Annotated in this window: 11 protein-coding genes and 1 pseudogene; all 12 read left to right on the top strand. The window is 41.6% G+C overall.

What is annotated here, in order from left to right; all coding sequences use genetic code 11:
• The first annotated feature begins 13 nt into the window (after nt 1–13).
• The 12 genes and pseudogenes from FKG96_RS00195 to FKG96_RS00140 all read left to right on the top strand — a co-directional run bounded on the left by FKG96_RS00195 (nt 14) and on the right by FKG96_RS00140 (nt 20,928).
• Nucleotides 14–3,115 carry a DUF5107 domain-containing protein gene (locus FKG96_RS00195; RefSeq protein ID WP_130858120.1) on the top strand — a complete coding sequence of 1,034 codons (3,102 nt, stop codon included), beginning with the start codon at nt 14–16 and terminating at the stop codon, nt 3,113–3,115.
• A gap of 274 nt (nt 3,116–3,389) precedes the next feature.
• A complete protein-coding gene (locus FKG96_RS00190; protein WP_130858119.1) occupies nt 3,390–3,965 on the top strand; it encodes an RNA polymerase sigma-70 factor in 576 nt (191 codons plus the stop codon).
• Nucleotides 3,966–4,045: 80 nt separating this feature from the next.
• Complete coding sequence (locus FKG96_RS00185; protein WP_130858118.1) at nt 4,046–5,032, top strand: FecR family protein; 987 nt, start codon at nt 4,046–4,048, stop codon at nt 5,030–5,032.
• Between the two features lie 11 nt (nt 5,033–5,043).
• On the top strand, nt 5,044–8,409 hold the full coding sequence (locus FKG96_RS00180) for a SusC/RagA family TonB-linked outer membrane protein (protein WP_130858117.1): 3,366 nt from the start codon (nt 5,044–5,046) through the stop codon (nt 8,407–8,409).
• Between the two features lie 33 nt (nt 8,410–8,442).
• Complete coding sequence (locus tag FKG96_RS00175; protein WP_130858116.1) at nt 8,443–9,984, top strand: SusD/RagB family nutrient-binding outer membrane lipoprotein; 1,542 nt, start codon at nt 8,443–8,445, stop codon at nt 9,982–9,984.
• 309 nt (nt 9,985–10,293) lie between these two features.
• On the top strand, nt 10,294–11,595 hold the full coding sequence (gene eat / locus FKG96_RS00170; RefSeq protein WP_013663974.1) for an ethanolamine permease: 1,302 nt from the start codon (nt 10,294–10,296) through the stop codon (nt 11,593–11,595).
• On the top strand, nt 11,592–12,950 hold the full coding sequence (locus tag FKG96_RS00165) for a glutamine synthetase family protein (protein WP_130858115.1): 1,359 nt from the start codon (nt 11,592–11,594) through the stop codon (nt 12,948–12,950). The genes eat and FKG96_RS00165 overlap by 4 nt, the downstream gene beginning before the upstream one ends.
• A 126-nt stretch (nt 12,951–13,076) precedes the next feature.
• Nucleotides 13,077–14,213 carry an iron-containing alcohol dehydrogenase gene (locus tag FKG96_RS00160; RefSeq protein WP_130858114.1) on the top strand — a complete coding sequence of 379 codons (1,137 nt, stop codon included), beginning with the start codon at nt 13,077–13,079 and terminating at the stop codon, nt 14,211–14,213.
• Nucleotides 14,214–14,517: 304 nt separating this feature from the next.
• Nucleotides 14,518–15,219 (top strand): annotated as a pseudogene (locus FKG96_RS00155) (gamma-glutamyl-gamma-aminobutyrate hydrolase family protein); the annotation flags it as partial.
• A 391-nt stretch (nt 15,220–15,610) separates the two neighbouring features.
• On the top strand, nt 15,611–16,981 hold the full coding sequence (locus FKG96_RS00150) for an aldehyde dehydrogenase family protein (RefSeq protein WP_149104981.1): 1,371 nt from the start codon (nt 15,611–15,613) through the stop codon (nt 16,979–16,981).
• 275 nt (nt 16,982–17,256) lie between these two features.
• Nucleotides 17,257–19,806: a phosphocholine-specific phospholipase C gene (locus tag FKG96_RS00145; RefSeq protein ID WP_130858111.1), complete on the top strand. Its 2,550-nt coding sequence runs from the start codon at nt 17,257–17,259 to the stop codon at nt 19,804–19,806.
• A 387-nt stretch (nt 19,807–20,193) separates the two neighbouring features.
• Nucleotides 20,194–20,928: a (Fe-S)-binding protein gene (locus FKG96_RS00140; protein WP_130858110.1), complete on the top strand. Its 735-nt coding sequence runs from the start codon at nt 20,194–20,196 to the stop codon at nt 20,926–20,928.
• The last annotated feature ends 31 nt before the right edge of the window (nt 20,929–20,959 follow it).

Here is a 20,959-nt window from a genome sequence, read left to right as displayed (position 1 = left end):
TATTGACGAACTCATGAAGCGTATCTATATCGTATTATTCGGTTTGCTTCCATTGCTAACAAGAGCACAAGGAGAAGCAAGCATAAGAGAACTCAAAAAGATTTACATAACCTACCCTTTTTCGGACCCTGACCCTATTCCTTCTGAAAAGATCTATCCATATTTCCGATTTGACGGTTTTACTGATCAAGCTGTATCCAAAGAATGGAAGGTGGTAGAGCTGGAAAATGAGTTTCTGAAAATACAGATTATGCCAGAGATAGGAGGAAAAATTTGGACTGCCTATGATAAAAAGAACAAGCGGGATTTCCTGTATAATAATGGCGTTGTAAAATTTCGGGACATTGCCATGCGTGGCCCTTGGACAAGCGGGGGAATTGAAGCCAATTACGGAATTATCGGACATACACCCAACACCTCTACCCCCGTAGACTACCTTACGCGGGAGAATAAAGATGGTAGTGTCAGCTGCTTTATCAGCACCTTGGATTTGTTAACGAGAACGAGATGGACTATTGAAATAAAATTGGAAAAGGACAAGGCTTATTTCTCCACGCGATCTTTTTGGACAAATTCAACACCGCTGGAGCAAGCTTATTACACGTGGATGAACTTGGGGATACCGGCGGGTACGGACCTACAGTTTCTCTACCCGGGATCACACTATATTGGGCACGATGGGGAAAGTCATCCTTGGCCTATTGATACAGCCGGTAGGGACCTGTCATTTTACAAAGAAAACGATTTCGGGGGTTCTAAGTCGTATCACGTGTTAGGCGTCCATAGCAATTATTTTAGTGCCTACTGGAAAAATAGCGATTATGGCATGATTCATTATGCTAATAGAGAAGAAAAATTAGGAAAGAAAATTTTTCTGTGGGCGCAATCGGGGGAGGGTAAAATGTGGGAGCAGCTATTAACAGACAAGAGTGGGCAATATGTTGAGATTCAAAGTGGACGTCTCTTCAATCAAAATATGTTTAAAAGTAGCTTTACACCTTTTAAACAATTAGGATTTGCTCCTTATCAGACTGACCAGTGGCTAGAATACTGGTACCCTTATCAAGGAATAGGAAAACCGTCCACCAGTCGTCCTTTAGCTACGCTGAATATAAGTAGTAAAAATAATAGTATACGACTGCGACTGCTGGCAAATAGTCCAATTCGTGATAGTTTGATTGTATACAATGAAGCGGATGAAACGATCACTTCTTGCTTTGTTGAGCTGAACACCGGAGAAACGCTCGAGCGGGATATCCCCTCTCCCTCTTTAACCTCTGTCGCGAAAGTAAAGTTGCAAGGAGAAATATTTGATTTGGCGGAGCAGGAAAAGCAAAATGTACTCAACAGACCATCGAGAAAACCGGTTGCGTTGGATAGCAGTTCAGCTTATGGATTATACTTGCAGGGAAGGGACTTAATGCGTTTTAGAAGTTATCGTGAGGCTTTCCCAAAGATTAGGGAATCTTTAATGCGTGAACCCTTCTTGTTACCCGCGTTGGTTGAAATGGCAAAGTTAAAAATTTTCCATCTCGAGTATGACTCCGCCTATATATACGCACAGAAGGCATTAAGTGTGGATACTTATCATGGAGAAGCCAATTATTATTATGGCTTAGCCGCAGCGCATTTGGACAAAGTGTACGATGCGCTAGATGCTTTCGAAGTGGCCTCGCTTGATCCTGCATGGAAAAATGCAGCTTATACGCAGCTCAGTGCGCTATATATAAGAAGGAAAGAATTTTCAAAATCCTTGGAATACGCGGGAAAAGCATTGAAGTGCAATCAAGATAATGTGTTTGCGCTTCAACTGCAATATATAGGCGCAAGATTATGCCAACGAAAGGCATTGTGCGATACGGTAAAACGACGGTTAGCTGACTTAGATCCCCTCAATCACTTTTTGCGTTTCGAACAATATTTTGCCGAAAGGTCAGATACCACTCGCGAGGCTTTTGTGTCTTTAATACGTAATGAACTGCCCGTAGAGACTTATTTGGAGCTCGCTATATGGTATGCTAATCTCCAATTAAAAGAAGAGGCATGCGAAGTGCTGGAGTTAGCTCCGAAAAATGCAGAAATATTATACTGGCTGGCCTGGTTGAATAGGAACAATCCTACAGAAAGTGAGGCCTGGTTGAAGCAAGTAGGTCAAGCTGATTTAATGCGTAACTTTCCCTTTAGGGAAGAAAGTGCAGCTATATTTGATTGGGTAATAAAAGAACATCCTTCTTGGCAAGGGTTCTATTTGATGGCTTTGCTCCAACAATTTAGAAATAATCCTTCGGTAGCGCGGCGTTTAGTCCAGGAGGTAAATGAGCCGGTTGATTTTGCGCCCTTTTATGTTTTAAAGGCGCTGCTTTCCGACTCCACGCAGTCTAGTGATGTCTTGGTTAACATAAGAAAAGCAATTGAAATTGACAAAAACGAATGGCGTTATGGACAATTAATGGCAAAGTATTTACTGGCGGATCGACAGTATATCGCCTCGGAAAAAGTGTTGCGAAACTATTATGAAAAAAATCCCGAAAACTATGTCATAGGTTTAGATTATGTACGTGCGCTTTTATTGAACAAAAGACTGAAAGAGGCCGAAAAAGTCTTGCAAGAAATTCGCATTTTGCCTTTTGAAGGAGCTACCGATGGGCGGAAGTTATATGAGCAAACTAAACTATTACTGGCATTAGAAGCATTCAATAATAGGAAATTTGATCTAACACTGAAAAAGGTACAGGAGGCTAAGTTATGGCCTGTTAATTTAGGTGCCGGTGAACCTTACTTAGAGGAGAAAGACGAACGTATCGCGGATTGGATCGCTGCAGAGGTTTACAGGAAAATGCAAAAACCAGATTCCTGTAGACGTATCTTGGAAATGATGGCGGCGAGCAAGGGTGTGCTGTCATATCCCGTCTCATTGTTACAGGTTGCTGCCCTTGTAAAATTGGGAAGAAAAACAGAAGCGGCTCGGTTGATGCAGTTGTGGACCACAAAAAGAAAGCGTGAAAAGCTGGAAGCAATTGATGAAAAATTAGTGAAAAATGCGTTAGGAGGAGAAGCTAATGTGTTATTGCTTATCAACCTCATCTTCAATAAAAGCGATGAGCGACTGTTTTAAAGGTGATTGATTGGTTCAACTTGTTACATAAGTTAACATGTTTATTCTACGCAATCGATTGCGTTTATTTGGTATTTTGAAAAGCGCTAATCGAATTTTAATATTGTCTATATTATCGTACTAACCAATAAATATCATATAAACTGAAAGGGAGATAACCTGTTCCTTTGAAGCAATGTTTTTAATATGGAAGTGAGAAAATTCTTATTAAGTTGATAGGAACTTAAACCAGATTAAACATACCCGTGTTAGGTTTGCCAACTAATTTGATACAATGGATACTCGAATAATAGCGATACGCGCAGGGAATCAAAAAGCTTTTCGGTTGTTTTATGACGACTTAAAGCATCCTATATATAATTACGCTTTCCGTTTCTTTCGATCTGCTATACTTGCTGAAGAAATCGTGCAAGAAGTATTCATGCAAATATGGAAACACCGGGCCACACTCGATCCAACACAAAGTGCAAAAGCGTATACCTATCGCATTGCGAGAAACTTGATCTATAATAAATTGAAGGAAATCGTACGCCATGAAGAGTACATCAACCATGTTTTTTATAGTCATGCAGTAAGTCACGAGGCGGTAGAAGACTCTTTGGACTATAAGGAGCTTCAACAACTATATGAGGAAGCGATTAGTAAATTACCGCCGCAGCGCCAACTAATTTTTCGAATGAGTCGTATTGAATTTCTTTCTCACGAAGAAATAGCGGATCAACTAGCTATATCTAAAAATACGGTAAAAGATCAGATCGTGAAAGCGCTTAAGTTTATTAAACAATATATGCTAGCCCATACGGAGTTCACAATGGGGCTTATTGGTGCCTTGTTTCTGATGAATACATGATTTCTAAAATAAACTAAAAAATTTTCACCTTGAATCGTCCTTCTCCTTCACTTCTTTGTATGAGATGATAAAAGAAGTATATGAGCAATCAGCAGGTCAAGAGTCTCTATTTAAAATTTATGAAAGGCGAGTGTACACCCGCTGAGATAGAGTTGTTGATAGAACTTTTGCAATCGGTTGATGATGTGGAAGGTTTGCCAAGCTTAGAAGAGGTGGAACAGACGCTACCACAACAGGAATCATTAGCAGATGCGTCCAGTGATCGTATTTTTAATGCGGTCCTCTTCCAGAACAGTCTAGTTACTGATGTTGAAAGAACAAAAAAGCGTCAAACGAATTGGTTGATCGCTGCAGCTATCATTTCGCTCCTTATTTTAGCCAATTTTGTATTCTACCTTTCAAAACCTAGTAAAATCATATACCAAACAGATTTTGCAAAAAAAGAGAAGTACCAATTACCGGATGGTACCAAACTATTGCTCAACGCTAATACAACTATTGAAATTAATGAGACCTTTTTGACCGATAAGGAACGTGAGGTGTGGATCTCGGGCGAAGCTTATTTTGACGTTGCTCAAAATAAAAATAAGCCCTTTGTTGTGCATACAAATACCGGGATGGATGTTTATGTATTGGGAACAACTTTCAATTTAAAGGCAAGATCAACCGAAACACATCTCGTACTCAATAGGGGGAGTGTAAAGGTATTTCCGGAGGCACAGCAGGATAAAGCTCAACTATTAGTGCCAGGTGAGATCGCGCATTTTCATGCAGAGGAAGCAAGAGTGGTCAAAAGTGTCACGGATACGATGTATTTTTCTGCCTGGCAATATAATCTTCAATCTTTCAAGAATGAGCAGTTGAGAAATGTCGCTGCCAGTATGCAGGATATTTATGGTTACCGTATTGATTTTACCGAAGAGACCTTAAAAAACATGCATTTTACGGGGGCCTTACCTACCAACGATATTAATAAGGCAATAAAGACGTTGGCAGCTGCACTTGATTGTACAATCAATAAAGAAAACGACAAAATAATAATATCAACCAAAAGATTAATTAACTAAAACGGAGAGGTATGAAACAATTTTTACTAGGCATAAAAATGCCTACAGTGCTCCTTATTGCCCTGATTTTTGGAAAATTATCCATGGCAAATACTGAAGAGCAACGGATTCCCTTTCGGGATTTATTAAGCTCTTTAGAGCAAAAATTTAATGTACGGTTCAATTACAGCGCCGATTTAATAGGTCCGACGATGGTTGAACGCCCGGATATGAGTAAAGTAAAGAAAGCCAATCTAATTACATTTCTAGAGAATCTGGCGGCAGGTAAAGTCAATATTGAAAAAATTGACGAAATGTTATATGTGGTAAAGCCGGTAAAAATTGAAAATAAAGAGAACACTGAACATACAGTGATCAGCAATCATCATATGAAAACAGTTCAAGAAGAGGTTGCCGGCACGGTAAAGGATGCGACGGACGATTCCTTGCTTCCAGGGGTTAGTGTGCTTGTGAAAGGGATGGACAGGGGGACGATAACGGATGCTTCCGGAAGGTTTGTATTGAGGGATGTTCCGGATGATGCTATTATTGTCTTTTCTTATATGGGCTATCAAACCATAGAAGAACCAATTGGAAAGCGACAGCTCATCCATGTTAGTTTACGTCGAAGTGAAAGTCAACTAGAAGAGGTGGTGGTAACAGCATTAGGAATAAAAAGAGAAGAGAAGTCGTTGGGTTATGCGGTACAGAAAGTATCAGGTGAGGAGCTACAAACTGTGAAGGGCGTCGATGTAGGAACTTCTTTAAGTGGCAAGGTTTCAGGGCTAGTAGTAAAAAATTCAACCGAATTCAATGCACGTCCAACGATTGAGCTCCGTGGCGAAACGCCAATTATCGTAATTGATGGGGTGCCTTATGGGAATATGACCTTACGCGATATCCCCACCGATGATATTGCCGATATGAATATCTTAAAAGGAGCAACAGCCTCTGCTTTATATGGTTCCAGGGGAGGAAGCGGTGCGATTATTATTACTACCAAAAAAGGTAAGGCTAAAGGATTCTCCATCGATGTAAACAGCAATACGATGACTCAAATGGGATTTCTGGCCATTCCGAAAGTGCAAACTTCTTACGGTCATGGTATCAACGGTGCTATTGCGGACGACTATGTGTGGGGACCGAAGTTGGATATAGGGCAAACTGCTGAACAATGGAATCCATTGACGAAACAATACGAGGATATGCCTTTAGTATCCAGCGGAAAAGATAATCTAAAAAACTTTCTGGAAAGAGGTATTATCACTAATAATAACGTAAGTATTACGCAAACCGGAGAGCATGGTTTTTTCAGAACCAGTTTGAATCATATTCTCAATAAAGGACAATACCCTAACACCAAGTTGAATATTATCAACTTTACAAACAGCGGTGAAATGAAGTTGGGAGATAAAGTTACCATCGGTGCACAAACGGGTTATACGCGGCAAAACGCCCCACAAATATGGGGTACGGGTTATGGCAACCAGGGCTATCTCTATCAGATCCTGATGTGGACCGGCCCCGACTATGATATCCGTCAATATCGAGATTATTGGATTACCCCTCATCAGCAACAGAACTGGCTTTACGATGCCTGGTATGATAATCCTTATCTCATTGCTTATGAAAAGTTAAACGGTATCACACAGAATAAACTGTATGCCAGTTTTAATGCCAATTATCAGGTCAACAAAAATCTGAACATTTTATTTCGTACCGGTTATGATTTCTATAGCAATCAAGAGACAATCCGGAATCCGATTGGTATCAATTCAACAAGAAGTAATTTTTATGTCGGAAGTAGTTACATCTCATTCAATTCACTTGGGACTTATGGTATCAACAAAGATTGGGGCTTTAGCACCAATAACGATTTTATCGTAACGTATAATAACAGTTGGGGTAAATTTGGCTTGAATGCGCTTGGGGGTGGGACAATCTATTACTATAATGACCGTAGTTTAGATGCAGCCACACAGAACGGGTTAAGCGTCCCTGGATGGTATTCGCTGGCCGCATCTGTGGATAAAGCGCTGGTGGCCGAGACTGAATATCGAAGACAAATCAACAGTGTCTTTGGTAAGGCCAGCTTCTCTTGGGATGATGCCGTTTTTATTGACGTAACCGGGCGTAATGACTGGAGTTCCACGCAATCAAAAAATCAGCGATCCTATTTCTATCCGTCCATAGCAGCAAGCTTTATTCTCTCTGAATACCTGAAATTGCCACAGGCATTTGATATGATTAAATTAAGAGGATCTTGGGCAGTGGATAAGTCGCCATTAGATGTTTATGCGAATAACCGTACATATACGGTTACACCAGGCGCTTGGGACAACCAAAACACGGCCGGCTATCCAAGTAATTTATTGGGAAAAAGCTTGCTGGCAAATGCGCATCGAACGTATGAATTTGGGGGAAACATTGCGTTGCTTCAGAAGAGAATCGGATTAGATATTACTTATTTTAATAAATATTACTATAACCAACAGGAGGAAGTTACCATTTCTTCTGCTTCGGGGTTTACCAAAACACTGATCAATACCGATGAAACGTATGAGCGAAGGGGCCTCGAAATTACTTTGAGCGGAACACCGATTAGAAATAGCAATTTTGAATGGAATACCGCAATCAACTGGTCAAATAACCACCAATACTATGTGAACCTAGATCCGGTTTATTCCTCCGATGATTTGTGGACCAAAAAAGGCGCAAGAAAAGATGTTTATCTTAAAAACAAATGGGAACGCGACCCGGAAGGAAATATTATCCACGTAAATGGTATTCCGAAAAAAAGTGATTATCAGAGCAAAATGGGGTATGGCGATCCGGATTTCATGTTCGGCTTTATCAATAATTTCCGCTTGGGAAATTTTAATCTAGGTATTACCATCGATGGACGTATTGGTGGCCTTATGTATAACTATATCTGGGATAAAATGTTTGATACAGGAGCGAACCCTGAGACAGATAACCAGTATCGCTACGATGCGGTCGTGAATGGTTTATCAAATTACGTGGGGCAGGGGGTGAAAGTAGTTTCAGGCGAGGCTACCTACGATAAGTATGGACGAATTACCAGCGATACCCGCGTCTATACTGCAAATGATGTACAGGTGAATTATCAGGACTATGCACAGTCGTTAAGTGGAGGCGATAAAGAACACGGTGTACAAAATCAGTCTTTTGTAAAACTCCGCGAAATATCGTTAGGATACAACTTCCCTGCTAAACTTTTAGCTAAGACTCGTATTAAGAGTGCTTCGGTCTCATTGACCGGTCAAAATGTGCTGTTATTCACTAAGTTTAAATTTTCAGACCCTGACGTCTTTACAGAGAATCTAAATTCTCCCTCACAACGAATGTTGGGCTTGAATATACGTCTTGGTTTTTAATATATACTCGTTGTACCATAAAAGTAGATTGCAATGAAAACAACTATGATAAAATATATGAGTTTGGTAGGAATATTGGCTACCTTCTTATTTTCCTGCTCCAAGTTTGAAGAAATTAATACCAATCCAAACGCTACTGATCAAGTAACGGCCGGTATGCTAGCCAGCAATATGATCCTCGATATTACCCGATCGGATATCAGTACACAAAAATCTTTTATGCAGCCGTTTATATTGGCTAAGTATGTGACTTGGCAAGAAGGGCAGGAGTCTTTTCAATATAACCGAATTACCCGGGGAAGCTTTGGCCGACTCAGCCTATTGCGCAATATTGAACCCATGATCGCTTATGCTCAAACTCCGGAACTGAAAAATTCATATACCGCCCTCGGACATTTTATCCGAGCTTGGCAGTCCTTTATTTTAACCATGCAAATGGGCGATATACCCTTTTCTGAGGCGACTAAAGGCGAAACGGAAGGAATTATAAAACCGAAATATGATACGCAAAAAGAAGTGTTTCTAGGTATTCTTAATGAGTTGGATGAAGCACATAAGCTTTTTGGACAGGGGGTCGACTTTGAAGGAGATCCGATCTACCAAGGGAGTAAGGATCAATGGCAGCGTCTGGTTAATAGCTTTGAATTATACGTACTGCTAAACTTATATAAGAAAACGGATGACCCCGACTTGTCGGTAATTTCACGTTTTCAGGATATTGTCAATTCCAGGCCACTGATGCGCAATTATAATGATAACTTCGCTTTAACTTATTTGGATAAGGATGGTCAAAAATATCCTTGGGTGAATATCAATAGCTCCAATCCGTTTACAATATACCCCATGCTTACGGCTAATTTATTGGAACCATTGAAAGCGATGCAGGATAGGCGCTTGTTTTACTATGCAAAGCCATCATCGGTTAAGCTTGCTGCAGGACTTGAGGTCTCGGATTGGGATGCATACCCCTCTGTTGAAGCATCTGCTTCTTTCAATAGCTTACAAGGAATACGGGCTTCCAAGGATTTTACCGATTTGAATGATCGATACGCCGATCTATTTAATGCGGAACCCGTAGGACAGTTTACTTATTGGGATTTACAATTTATTCTCGCTGAAGCAAGTTTACGGGGTTGGGTCAGTAACTCGGCTGTGAATTATTATAATGAGGGTATTACAGCCTCCATGCAATTCTTGGCTAGTCACACGCCCGACAATGAGAAGTACCACCATAATATGCAGATTACAGACGGCTATATTCAGACCTACCTAAATGCTAACCCGTTAAAGGGAGCAATGGAGCAGCAGCTGGAACAAATCATCACCCAAAAATATGTAGCAGGCTTTCTTCAAGATTGTGATTATTTTGCCTGGTTCGAAAATCGCAGAACAGGGTACCCTACTTTTATTTTGAACCCCGCAACTAATCTAAATGATCCGACTACTTCCTTTCCCAAAAGATGGCTATATCCTGCTGACGAACTAAATTACAACGGAGAAAATGTTGCTGCCGCCATTCAAAGGCAATTTGGAGGCAATGATAACGTCAATCAAGAAATGTGGGTGCTGAAATAAATATGGAACGGTGTAAAAAGGACCAGCTCCAATACATATCTTATAGAGCGCATTATTATATTGTTACGTGCTGATTTTGATGTTTTTATCCTATATTTAACCATCCGGTATTTAGACGGGTTTCGTATAGGGCCACCAAAATCAGGATCGTGGATGGAATGAAATTGTAATAAAGAAGGCCGTCTAAAAAGTTTTTTAGCGCAAATGGTGATGCAATTATTAAGGAATACTTTTTAGACGGTCCTAAACCAATAATAACTGAAGGAATAAGCCGTGGGGTCGCATTTTTTACATTGAAGCCAAAATTGGATGACTAATACATTAAAAAAAACACTTACACCTTTCTCTCTATGGGCTTTGGGAGTTGGCTATGTTATTTCAGGTATGTATTTCGGCTGGAATTTAGGTTTGGAAAAAGGCGGCACCCTAGGAATGGCCCTGGCCACGCTGATCGTGATGTTGATGTATATCGCTTTTACTTTTAGTTATAGCGAACTTGCCTGTGCCATTCCAAAAGCCGGTGGCGTTTTTGATTATGCAGGAGCTGCGTTGGGAAAGGATATTGCTTTTCTTGCCGGTATCGCACAAACGGTTGAATTTGTGTTTGCACCGCCAGCCATTGCCTTTGCTATCGGTGCCTATTTTAATGCCTTCTTTCCGGAAGCTCCTATTCTACAAACAGCTATTATTGCCTACGTACTTTTTACTACACTAAATATCATAGGGATTAAAGCCGCTGCCACTTTTGAATTAGTCATTACTATTCTTGCTGTCAGTGAGTTATTGATCTTCGTTGGAATTGCTGCACCTCATTTCAATGCAGCCGGTTTTGTACAAAATCCCTTACCGCATAACTGGTCGGGCGCCTTTGCTGCCATCCCTTTTGCTATCTGGTTTTTTCTCGGTATCGAGGGAATTGCAAATGTAGCCGAAGAAACTAAAAATCCGCAACGGGATATTAAAAAGGGTTTCGGTTGGGCAATCTTGACGCTTGTGATGCTTTGTGTGCTCGTATTCGTTTCCTCTGTAGGCGTGGCAGGTTGGGAAGCTATTGTTTTTAGGAATGGTGTAAATGGGGAAACTTCTGATTCGCCATTGCCTCTTGCGCTATCGCACATTACAGGAGATAACCATATTTTATATCATTTACTGATAACGGTAGGCCTATTCGGATTGGTAGCCTCTTTTCACGGATTAATCTTGGCCGCAGGGCGATCGACCTATGAAATGGGAAAAGCAAACAATTTTCCTCCTTTTCTTGGTAAAATTTCAAGCAAATACCGAACACCAAGCTATGCATTGATCTTAAACATGATACTGGGAATATTGGCGCTCCTTTCCGGAAAAACAGCAGAAATCATTACCCTCTCCGTTTTTGGGGCATTAACCCTATATGTTGTGTCAATGATAGCGCTTATCAAGTTAAGGCGTGTTCAACCCGAATTGTACCGCCCCTTTAGAGTCCCCTTGTATCCGATTTTTCCCCTCATGGTTTTAGTCATTGGTGGTATTTCCTTGCTTGCCATGTTTGTGTACAATGTGAAAATAGGATTGGTGTACTTGCTCATTATGTTATTATCTTATGCACTATTTAAAGTATTCAAAAAATGACGACACAAGAAATAGAAGAATATGTTAAACAGCATCCCGGCGGTCGGGTCAAAATTGCCGCATCGGATATCGATGGTATTCTCCGAGGGAAGTACATTTCAGTAGATAAATTTCTTGCGGTCTTAAAGGGTGAGCTTGGTTTTTGTGATGTAGTATTTGGTTGGGATGCGCATGATGTCGCTTATGATAACAGTAAATTTACCGGTTGGCATTCGGGGTATCCTGATATGCCGTTAAAGATCGATTTGAATACTTTTAGAAAGGTGCCATGGGAAGCGAATGTGCCCTTTTTCCTGGGCGACTTTTTTGACGAGCGGGGAACGGGGGCGGTCGTTTGCCCGCGGCAATTGCTGAAGCGGATTATTAATGAATGCATGCAATTGGGATACAAGCCTTTTTTTTCGCAGGAGTTCGAATGGTTTAATTTTGAAGAGACACCGCGAAGTTTAGAGCAGAAAGCCTTTCAAAACCCAATACCGCTAACACCGGGAATGTTCGGCTATTCTATTTTAAGAAGCTCGTTAAAAAATGATTTTTTTCATGATCTTTTTGAATCGCTAACTAAGTTTGGTGTACCCTTGGAAGGCTTGCATACGGAGACAGGTCCAGGAGTTTATGAGGCAGCAATCACCTATGCAAATGCGTTGGAAGCGGCTGATCGGGCTATATTGTTCAAAACGGCAGTAAAAGAAATTGCTTATCGACATGGTATCATTGCTTCTTTTATGGCTAAATGGAAAGCGGATTTGCCTGGCTGTAGTGGTCATGTACATCAAAGCCTGTGGGATGAAGATGGACAGGAAAATTTGTTTTACGACAAATCAGAAGTAAACAAAATGAGCGAATTGATGAAGCAATATGTTGCGGGACAATTGTTCTGTCTGCCCCATATGCTGCCATTGTTAGCGCCGACCATTAATAGTTATAAACGCTTGGTAGAAGGTGCTTGGGCGCCTACAACGCTAACTTGGGGGTTGGATAATAGGACAGTAGCACTCCGAATCCTAGCGTCAGGGAAGAAAGCAACGCGAATTGAAACGCGGGTTGTCGGTTCTGATACCAATCCTTATTTGGCTATTGCAGCTTGCCTGGCGGCAGGCTTATATGGAATAAAACATCAACTGCAGCTTAACCAGGCTGCTACGCTTGGAAACGGTTATCAGGATCATTCAAATGGAAATTTGCCGACGAATCTATGGGAAGCAACCGCTCAGATGAAACAATCGCCGATTGCACACGAGCTTTTTGGATCGGATTTCGTGGAGCATTTTTGCTGTACACGTGAATGGGAATGGCAACAGTTTGCCAAAGCAGTAACCGATTGGGAATTAAAAAGATATTTTGAGATTATTTAAGAAAATTAAAAATTAAAAAGCGGTAAAGTTAAACGATGAAAGCTAATAGGTATAAGGTAAAGGAAGAGAGATCCTCACAACTCATATGAATAACTAACAACTAATAACCAGCAACAAACAACGAAAATGATTTACCAATTCAACATTCCCACAACGATCCGTTTTGGCTGTGGGGCTATAAAGGAATTACCGGCTTACTTAATCGAGCAGGGCTTGAAAAGGCCTTTACTCGTGACCGACCCGACCATTGCCCAGCTGGATTTTTTTGCTGAGATCGTGAGGGACCTTAACTTAAAAGGAATTCACCTGGAAGTATTCTCCGATATTCATAAAAACCCGGTGAAATCGGATGTATATAAAGGGACTGATATTTGGGATCAAACCGATCGTGACAGTATTGTTGGTATTGGTGGTGGCGCTGCTTTGGACATCGCTCGCTCAATCGTACTGCGTGTCAATCACCGAGACGATTTGTTTAAATACGATGACTTGGTTGGAGGCGACGTGTATGTGACCAACAGCGTTCCTCACTTTATTACGGTTCCGACCACCGCAGGTACCGGTAGTGAGGTGGGAAGGAGCGCCATTATTGCTGATGACGAGACGCATCAAAAAAAGATCCTGTTCTCGCCTAAATTGATGGCCAAAATCGTTTTTGCAGATCCCTTGTTAACCATGGGTTTGCCACCTCATATTACGGCTGCAACGGGTATGGATGCCCTTACTCATAACATGGAAGCTTTCTTGGCCAAAAATCCGAATCCAATCTGTGATGGTATTGCACTTGAAGGGATGCATTTAATTGCTAAATCACTTGAACAGGCTGTGTTGAGGCCAAATGAACAGGTGCGGAGTAATATGTTAGTAGCGTCCATGATGGGGGCAATTGCTTTTCAAAAGGGTTTAGGCGTGGTGCATTCATTAGCACATCCCTTATCTTCGTTATTGGATACGCACCATGGATTGGCTAATGCTGTCAATATTCCTTACGGAATGGCTTTCAACATAGCCGGCAATGAGGATAAGTTTAAACGTATTGCCCAAGCTTTACAGCTTCGCGAAGAAGCAGGAGAAGGGGTAATAAAGTACCTCTTTGAATTAAATGAGCACATCGGGATTCCGAAAAAATTACGGGATATAGGTGTAAAAGAAGAACATATAGAAATACTGGCTGATTTGGCAATAGCGGATTTTGCACACCCGAATAACCCAAAGCCCGTAAGTAGAGAAGATTTTAAACGATTATATCAGCAAGCATTTTAATTTGGTTGAGTAGTTATTGTTAAGTAGTTAAGATGTTGAGTAGGGAAATAGCGCTAGACAAAAGACACCTGCCTGCCGGCAGGCAGGTAGGCATCAAGACATAAGACAATAAAGCTGTCTCGGCATTTGTTGGCCTGCCGGTAAGTTAGTGTCTTGATACCAAAATGGGTGCTAGCCTAAAGCTTATAGCTTAATAATTAGTCAATTGGTCGATAATTCGTCATAACTACTTAACCATTCAACGACTAAACTATTTAACTACTATTGGAAAGCACTACTTAACCCAAAGCTAACAACGAACAGCAAAGCGATGCAAAACAAAAAAATCATAGGAATGACGGATGGCAGAATGTACGATCTCTATGCCAATTGGATAAAGGGGGCCGATGCTAGTATAGAGATTATTCGTCTGGGATATAGTTTGGATAATCTAAAGGAGGTTGAAGTCTGTCAGGCGATAGTTTTCACGGGAGGAGAGGATGTACATCCTAAATACTACAACAAATTAGAATATCTTTCCTATTGTGTGCCCGTTGATTTCGATGAAAAGCGTGATGCTTTTGAATGGCAATTGCTGCGATTGGCTGAGAAACGTGAACTTCCAATTTTAGGGATATGCCGTGGCTTGCAACTAATTAATGTGTATTATGGAGGGACGCTGATTCCGGATCTAGCTTCTTGGGGAAAATTTGGTCATGCTAAATTACCCAACGGCTCACTTCCCAACCATTCGATCAATGTGGATCCCTACACCTTGCTATTTAAAATAACAGGGGCTCGCGAGGGTGTAGTTAACAGCTTGCATCATCAAAGTGCAGATCGGATAGGTAAAGGCCTGGTAGCTTCCGCTGTTACCCGAGACGGTGTGGTAGAGGCGCTGGAACGAACAGATGCTAAAGGGAAGCCCTTCTTACTGCTGGTACAATGGCATCCCGAACGAATGGAAGATGCTTCAAATCCCTTTGTGGAAAATATCAGGGAATCTTTTTTGGTAGAAGTTAAGTAGTTAATAGTTAGTAGTTAATAGTGAGTAGTGTCTAGGGGTTTCATAGGACGTAAGAGATGCTCACTGAAGTGAGTTGCAGGTGATGAATTTAGAGTTGTGAGTTGCTGGTTGCTGGTTGTGAATTACCCGTTGCGAGTTTTTTTCGTCATGTCGAGTGGTGTGATTGGGATAATAGGAGGCGAGTCGAGACATCAGTATGAAATTTTTTTGTGAGGGGTTAGTGTAGTAGCAGTTACGGTTACACTAACGAAAGCCGACTGCTGATATCTGAAAGCTGGATAAGTTGTGAGAAAGGCTTGTGCGACTGAAAACTGACCGCTGATTGTAGATAGCTAAAGTGTGTGATGAATCGCTTTTTTACTTTTTACTTTTGAATTTTTTACTTAACAAAATGAATATCATTAATCCAGCAACTGAGGAGGTAATTGCTACTGTACAGGTAGATTCTCCTACTACGTTAGAAGAGAAATATAGGCGGCTACTTGCAGCTCAACAGATTTGGGCCCAGCTGCCATTAGGAGAGCGGATAAATACGCTTATCCGGTTCGCGGCACTTTTGGAGGCTGAGTCGGCCTCTCTTGCTGAAATATTAACAGCTGAAACCGGTAAACCGTTGCAACAAGCAAAAAATGAGATTAAAGGTGCGATAAGCCGAATTAATTGGTTAACTGCAAATGCAGAACGCTATCTGAGCGATGAGCTCATGCAGGAAAATGGGACGGTGCGCGAATGCATATCCTATGAGCCTCTAGGTGTTATCGGAAATATTTCCGCTTGGAACTATCCGTATTTGGTAGGGGTAAATGTGTTTGTGCCCGCCCTGATAGCCGGTAATGGGGTATTATACAAACCGTCTGAATATGCGACGCTGACGGGACTAGAAATCGATAGGCTGTTAAAAAAAGCAGGCGTACCGGATCACGTCTTTCAATTGGCGATTGGTGATGGACCAGTGGGAAAAATGATGCTAGATATGGAGCTCGCCGGTTATTTCTTTACGGGCTCATATCATACCGGTAAGTATATCTACGAACAGGTATCTCAAAAGATGGTGCCTTGTCAGCTCGAATTGGGCGGAAAAGATCCGCTTTACATCGCCAATGATATCAGCAACATAAAAGCAGTAGCAGAAGCAACAGCGGATGGTGCCTTTTATAATAATGGACAGAGTTGTTGTTCGGTCGAACGAATTTATGTCCATCAAGACATTTATGATGAATACCTCGATTATTTCGTACAGCAGGTAAAGGCATGGACAGTGGGTAATCCATTAGATGATGATGTTTACTTCGGCCCGTTAACGAGAAAGCTACAAATTAACATATTGGAAGCGCAAGTTAACGATGCATTAGCAAAAGGCGCGAAATTGCTTTGTGGGGGTAAAGCCATTGATGGGAAAGGGTTTTACTTTGAGCCAACAATATTGGTTGATGTGACACATGACATGCTTATCATGAAAGAAGAGAGTTTTGGTCCTATCATAGGAATCATGAGCGTAAGATCGGATGAGGAAGCCTTATCGCTGATGCAGGATACTGATTATGGATTAACAGCAGGTATATATACCGATTCAGAAGCGCGCGCCGTTTCTTTACTGAAAAAAATTGATGCCGGCTCTGCCTATTGGAATTGTTGCGATCGCGTAAGTGCAGCAGTTCCTTGGAGTGGTAGAAAGCATTCTGGTATTGGTTCGACACTTTCGCATCAGGGGCTACGGGCCTTTACCAAGCCCAAAGCCTGGCATTTGGTAGGTAGTAAATAGGGAGTTGGGAAATAGTTAAGTAGTGATGAGTGTTGAGTTATGAACTATGAGTGATGAATTACGTTGCCAGACTTAAGTCAAATATCGAACACCTAATGTTGATAGCTAATAGCTAAAATGAGTGATAAATCGCTTTTTATTTTTTACTTTTTACTTATCCTGATACCTATGTCTTGCTACTTACATCTTGATACCAAATTCTGTGCTCGCAACTCACAACTGGCAACTCATAACTCAAAAGGCTGTCTTAATACTTGATACTTATAGCTAATAAAATGGAAAATAGAAGAGACTTTATAAAGAAAGCCGCATTTTTAGCGGGAAGTACAGGTCTGTGGAATGCATTGCCAAAGTCATTACAAAGAGCTTTGGATATTAATCCTGCACCAGGTAGTACTTTTTATGATGCTGAGCACATCGTCTTGCTCATGCAGGAAAACCGATCATTTGACCATTGTTTCGGAACATTAAAAGGCGTACGTGGGTTTAACGATCCCCGAGCGATCAGATTGCCGAATAAAAACCTAGTTTGGTTGCAGTCGGACCCGGCAGGGCATACCTATGCGCCATTTCGGCTCAATATGAAGGAAACAAAATCCACCTGGATGGGAGGCCTTCCGCATTCATGGGAAAATCAAGTGGATGCTCGGAACAATGGTAAGTATGATGGATGGTTGAAGGCAAAGCAATCGGGAAATAAAGCATACAAGAATATGCCTCTTACCCTGGGTTATTTTAACCGCGAAGATATCCCGTTCTATTATGCCTTTGCAGATGCCTTCACTGTTTGTGATCAACATTTTTGTTCGTCCCTGACGGGTACAACAACGAATCGCCTTTTCTTCTGGAGTGGAACGCTGAAAGGGGCGGCAGGCGAGCAGGCGAATGTGAGAAACTCAGACGTCTATTATAATAAGGAAGTGAGTTGGAAGACTTTTCCTGAACGATTGGAGGAACATGGCGTAAGCTGGCGGGTATATCAGAATGAATTGAGTATACAGACTGAGTTGGAAGGCGACAGGGAATATTGGTTGTCCAATTTTACCGATAACAATTTGGAGTGGTTTAAACAATATCACGTACGTTTCAGCACCGGTCATCATCGATTCCTGACAAAACGGTCGGAGCAATTGCCGGCAGAGATTACGGAGTTGGAGGTACAGATCAAGAAAACGAAACCGAATCAAGTACAAAGCCTCAAAAAGAAATTGAACCAAAAAAGAGAACAGCTGTCCAAATATAAAGAGGAGTTGGCCAAGTATAATCCCGAGAATTTTGCAAAGCTCAGCAGCTTTGAACAACAGTTACACCAAAGGGCCTTTACCACCAATATCAACGATCCAAACTATTACAATATTGAGGAAGTTTCCTATATTGATGGGGGTGAGGAAAAGAAAATGCAAGTGCAGAAAGGGGATATCCTACATCAATTTAGAGCGGATGTAAATTCCGGGAAGCTCCCAACCGTATCGTGGTTGGTGGCACCCCAGGCATTTTCGGACCACCCCAGTTCACCTTGGTTTGGTGCATGGTATGTGTCCGAAGTGTTGGATATCCTCACCAGAAATCCCGAAGTCTGGAAGAAAACGATCTTTATGCTTACCTATGACGAAAACGATGGATATTTTGATCATGTGCCGCCGTTTGTCGCTCCTAACCCTAATGATATCGACAGTGGTGCGGTTTCAGAAGGCTTGGATACGCGTGATGAATATGTGAGTATGGAAGAGGAACGCAAACGAGATGGAATGGATAAAGATGACCTTCGGGAAAGTCCCGTTGGTTTGGGATATCGCGTACCATTGATCATTGCATCTCCGTGGACACGTGGGGGCTGGGTTAACTCCGAACTTTGTGATATTACCTCTACGATTCGTTTCATGGAAAAGTTCTTGGAGAAGAAAATAGGAAAGCCAATTAGGGAGACGAATATTAGCAGTTGGCGGCGCGCTATTACAGGCGATCTGACCTCCGCATTCCGCCCTTACAACGGGGAGACGCTATCCTTACCTGGTGCTGTGAAACGCAATGAATTTGTACAATCGATCTATAAAGCAAAAGTGAAGGACTTGCCAAAGGGCTTTAAGGAACTGAAGCAAGATGAGATTGCGTTCATTAATAAACATCCTTTTAATTCGCCTTTATTACCCCAACAAGAGAAAGGTATAAAAAACTCGAATGCTTTACCCTATGAGCTTTATGTTGAAGAGAGGCTGGTAGATTCAAAGGCTGTTGAACTTACTTTTCTTGCAGCGGATGAGATTTTCGGTGAAGGGGCCGCTGGTGTAGCTTTTAATGTTTATGCTCCCGACAAATACCTGAAAGAGAGCGCTAGGAGCCAACCAATATGGGAAGCAGTAAAAACATGGGCCTTCGCTGTGAAAGCGGGGGGTAGACTAAGCTACCAATGGCCGTTCGACCGTTTTGAAAATAAGCAGTATCATTTACAGATTTATGGGCCTAACGGCTTTTTTCGCGAGCTGAAAGGCACCGAAATGGATGATGTGATTTCGGTACAATGCCTATATGAAAGACAAAAAGATGCGAAACAGCTGACTGGCAATATCGAACTGCAATTAATGGGGACCCAAGGAGGGTTGGAAGTGGAACTGAAGGATTGGTCGTACGGTAAAGGCCTAATTCGAAAAAAAATAAAAAATAACGAAATTGTCAAGATCGTTATGGATACATCAAAAAGCTACGGTTGGTACGACTTTTCTTTGTTTATTAAGGGTCGGCCAACATTTGAGCGACGCTATGCGGGCAGGGTGGAAACGGGCGCCGACTCAAAAAGCGATCCATTTATGGGAAGAATGGTGGAATAGTTGAGTAGTTAAGTTGTTGAGTAGGAAAGTAGTTAAGTAGTGATGAGTGTTGAGTTATGAACTATGAGTGATGAATTACGTTGCCAGACTTAAGTCAAATATCGAACACCTAATGTTGATAGCTAATAGCTGAAATGAGTGATGAATAGGGCGTCTTGCTACCTGATACTTACCTGCCTACCGGCAGGCAGGTGTCTTAATACCTAAGCAAAGCGGACTGACCATGACAGTTGTTTGGAAAAGAATGCGTTATTTTGTTTTGATTTTATGGAGGGGTGATAAAACCTAGTAAAGATAGCTTAATAAATAGTAAAGATCGCAAAATGAAGCTATATTGAAAGTTCTTTACTTTGTATTTCTATCCTTTTTAACTAAACAAAATAACACATGGAGGTTGCCTTATTTGTACCATGTTATGTAGACCAATTTTATCCGGGAGCAGCACGAGCGACACTTGAACTCTTAGAAAAGCTAGGGGTGAAGGTTTCTTATCCTGAGGGACAAACCTGTTGTGGACAGCCAATGGCCAATTCAGGCTATGAGCACCTTACCGGAGGATGTAATGAGAATTTTATCAAACGTTTTCAGGGATATGATTATATAGTTTCACCTTCAGGAAGCTGTGTCTTGCACATAAAAGATCACCTGCACTCGGATCAGTCTCCTACAATAAGCAACGAGGTTCGCGAACGTGTCTATGAATTAACCGAGTTCCTTACTGATATTTTAAAAGTAACAGCGCTGGACGCCCGTTTTCCGCACCGTGTAGGCGTGCATCAAAGTTGTCACGGGCAACGGGGCTTGATGCTTTCGCAGATGAGCGAACTAACTGCCGAGCCCTTTTCAAAACCCGGTAAACTGCTTAGTATGGTAAAAGATATCGAGCTAATTGAACTGGATCGGAAGGACGAGTGTTGCGGTTTCGGTGGAACTTTCTGTGTAGCAGAAGAAGCCGTATCGGTAAAAATGGGTAAAGATCGCGTGGCCGATCATTTGCGGCACGGAGCTGAGTTTATAACAGGAGCGGATATGTCCTGCCTTATGCATATGGAAGGTATTCTTCGTAGACATAAAAGTGCTACCAAAGTGATACATATTGCCGAGATATTGAATAGTCAGTAGGTAATGATAGCGAGTTTAAAACCGAAGGAGT

The sequence above is a fragment of the Olivibacter sp. LS-1 genome, assembly GCF_008245145.1.
Lineage (GTDB): Bacteria > Bacteroidota > Bacteroidia > Sphingobacteriales > Sphingobacteriaceae > Olivibacter > Olivibacter oleidegradans.
The sequence above is the reverse complement of the archived record's forward strand: the minus strand, read 5'-3'. Positions and strand labels throughout refer to the sequence as shown.

Coding starts and splice junctions, on each gene's coding strand:
- FKG96_RS00195 (WP_130858120.1), top strand. CDS start 14: ATGAAGCGTATCTATATCGTATTATTCGGTTTGCTTCCATTGCTAACA.
- FKG96_RS00190 (WP_130858119.1), top strand. CDS start 3,390: ATGGATACTCGAATAATAGCGATACGCGCAGGGAATCAAAAAGCTTTT.
- FKG96_RS00185 (WP_130858118.1), top strand. CDS start 4,046: ATGAGCAATCAGCAGGTCAAGAGTCTCTATTTAAAATTTATGAAAGGC.
- FKG96_RS00180 (WP_130858117.1), top strand. CDS start 5,044: ATGAAACAATTTTTACTAGGCATAAAAATGCCTACAGTGCTCCTTATT.
- FKG96_RS00175 (WP_130858116.1), top strand. CDS start 8,443: ATGAAAACAACTATGATAAAATATATGAGTTTGGTAGGAATATTGGCT.
- eat (WP_013663974.1), top strand. CDS start 10,294: ATGACTAATACATTAAAAAAAACACTTACACCTTTCTCTCTATGGGCT.
- FKG96_RS00165 (WP_130858115.1), top strand. CDS start 11,592: ATGACGACACAAGAAATAGAAGAATATGTTAAACAGCATCCCGGCGGT.
- FKG96_RS00160 (WP_130858114.1), top strand. CDS start 13,077: ATGATTTACCAATTCAACATTCCCACAACGATCCGTTTTGGCTGTGGG.
- FKG96_RS00150 (WP_149104981.1), top strand. CDS start 15,611: ATGAATATCATTAATCCAGCAACTGAGGAGGTAATTGCTACTGTACAG.
- FKG96_RS00145 (WP_130858111.1), top strand. CDS start 17,257: ATGGAAAATAGAAGAGACTTTATAAAGAAAGCCGCATTTTTAGCGGGA.
- FKG96_RS00140 (WP_130858110.1), top strand. CDS start 20,194: ATGGAGGTTGCCTTATTTGTACCATGTTATGTAGACCAATTTTATCCG.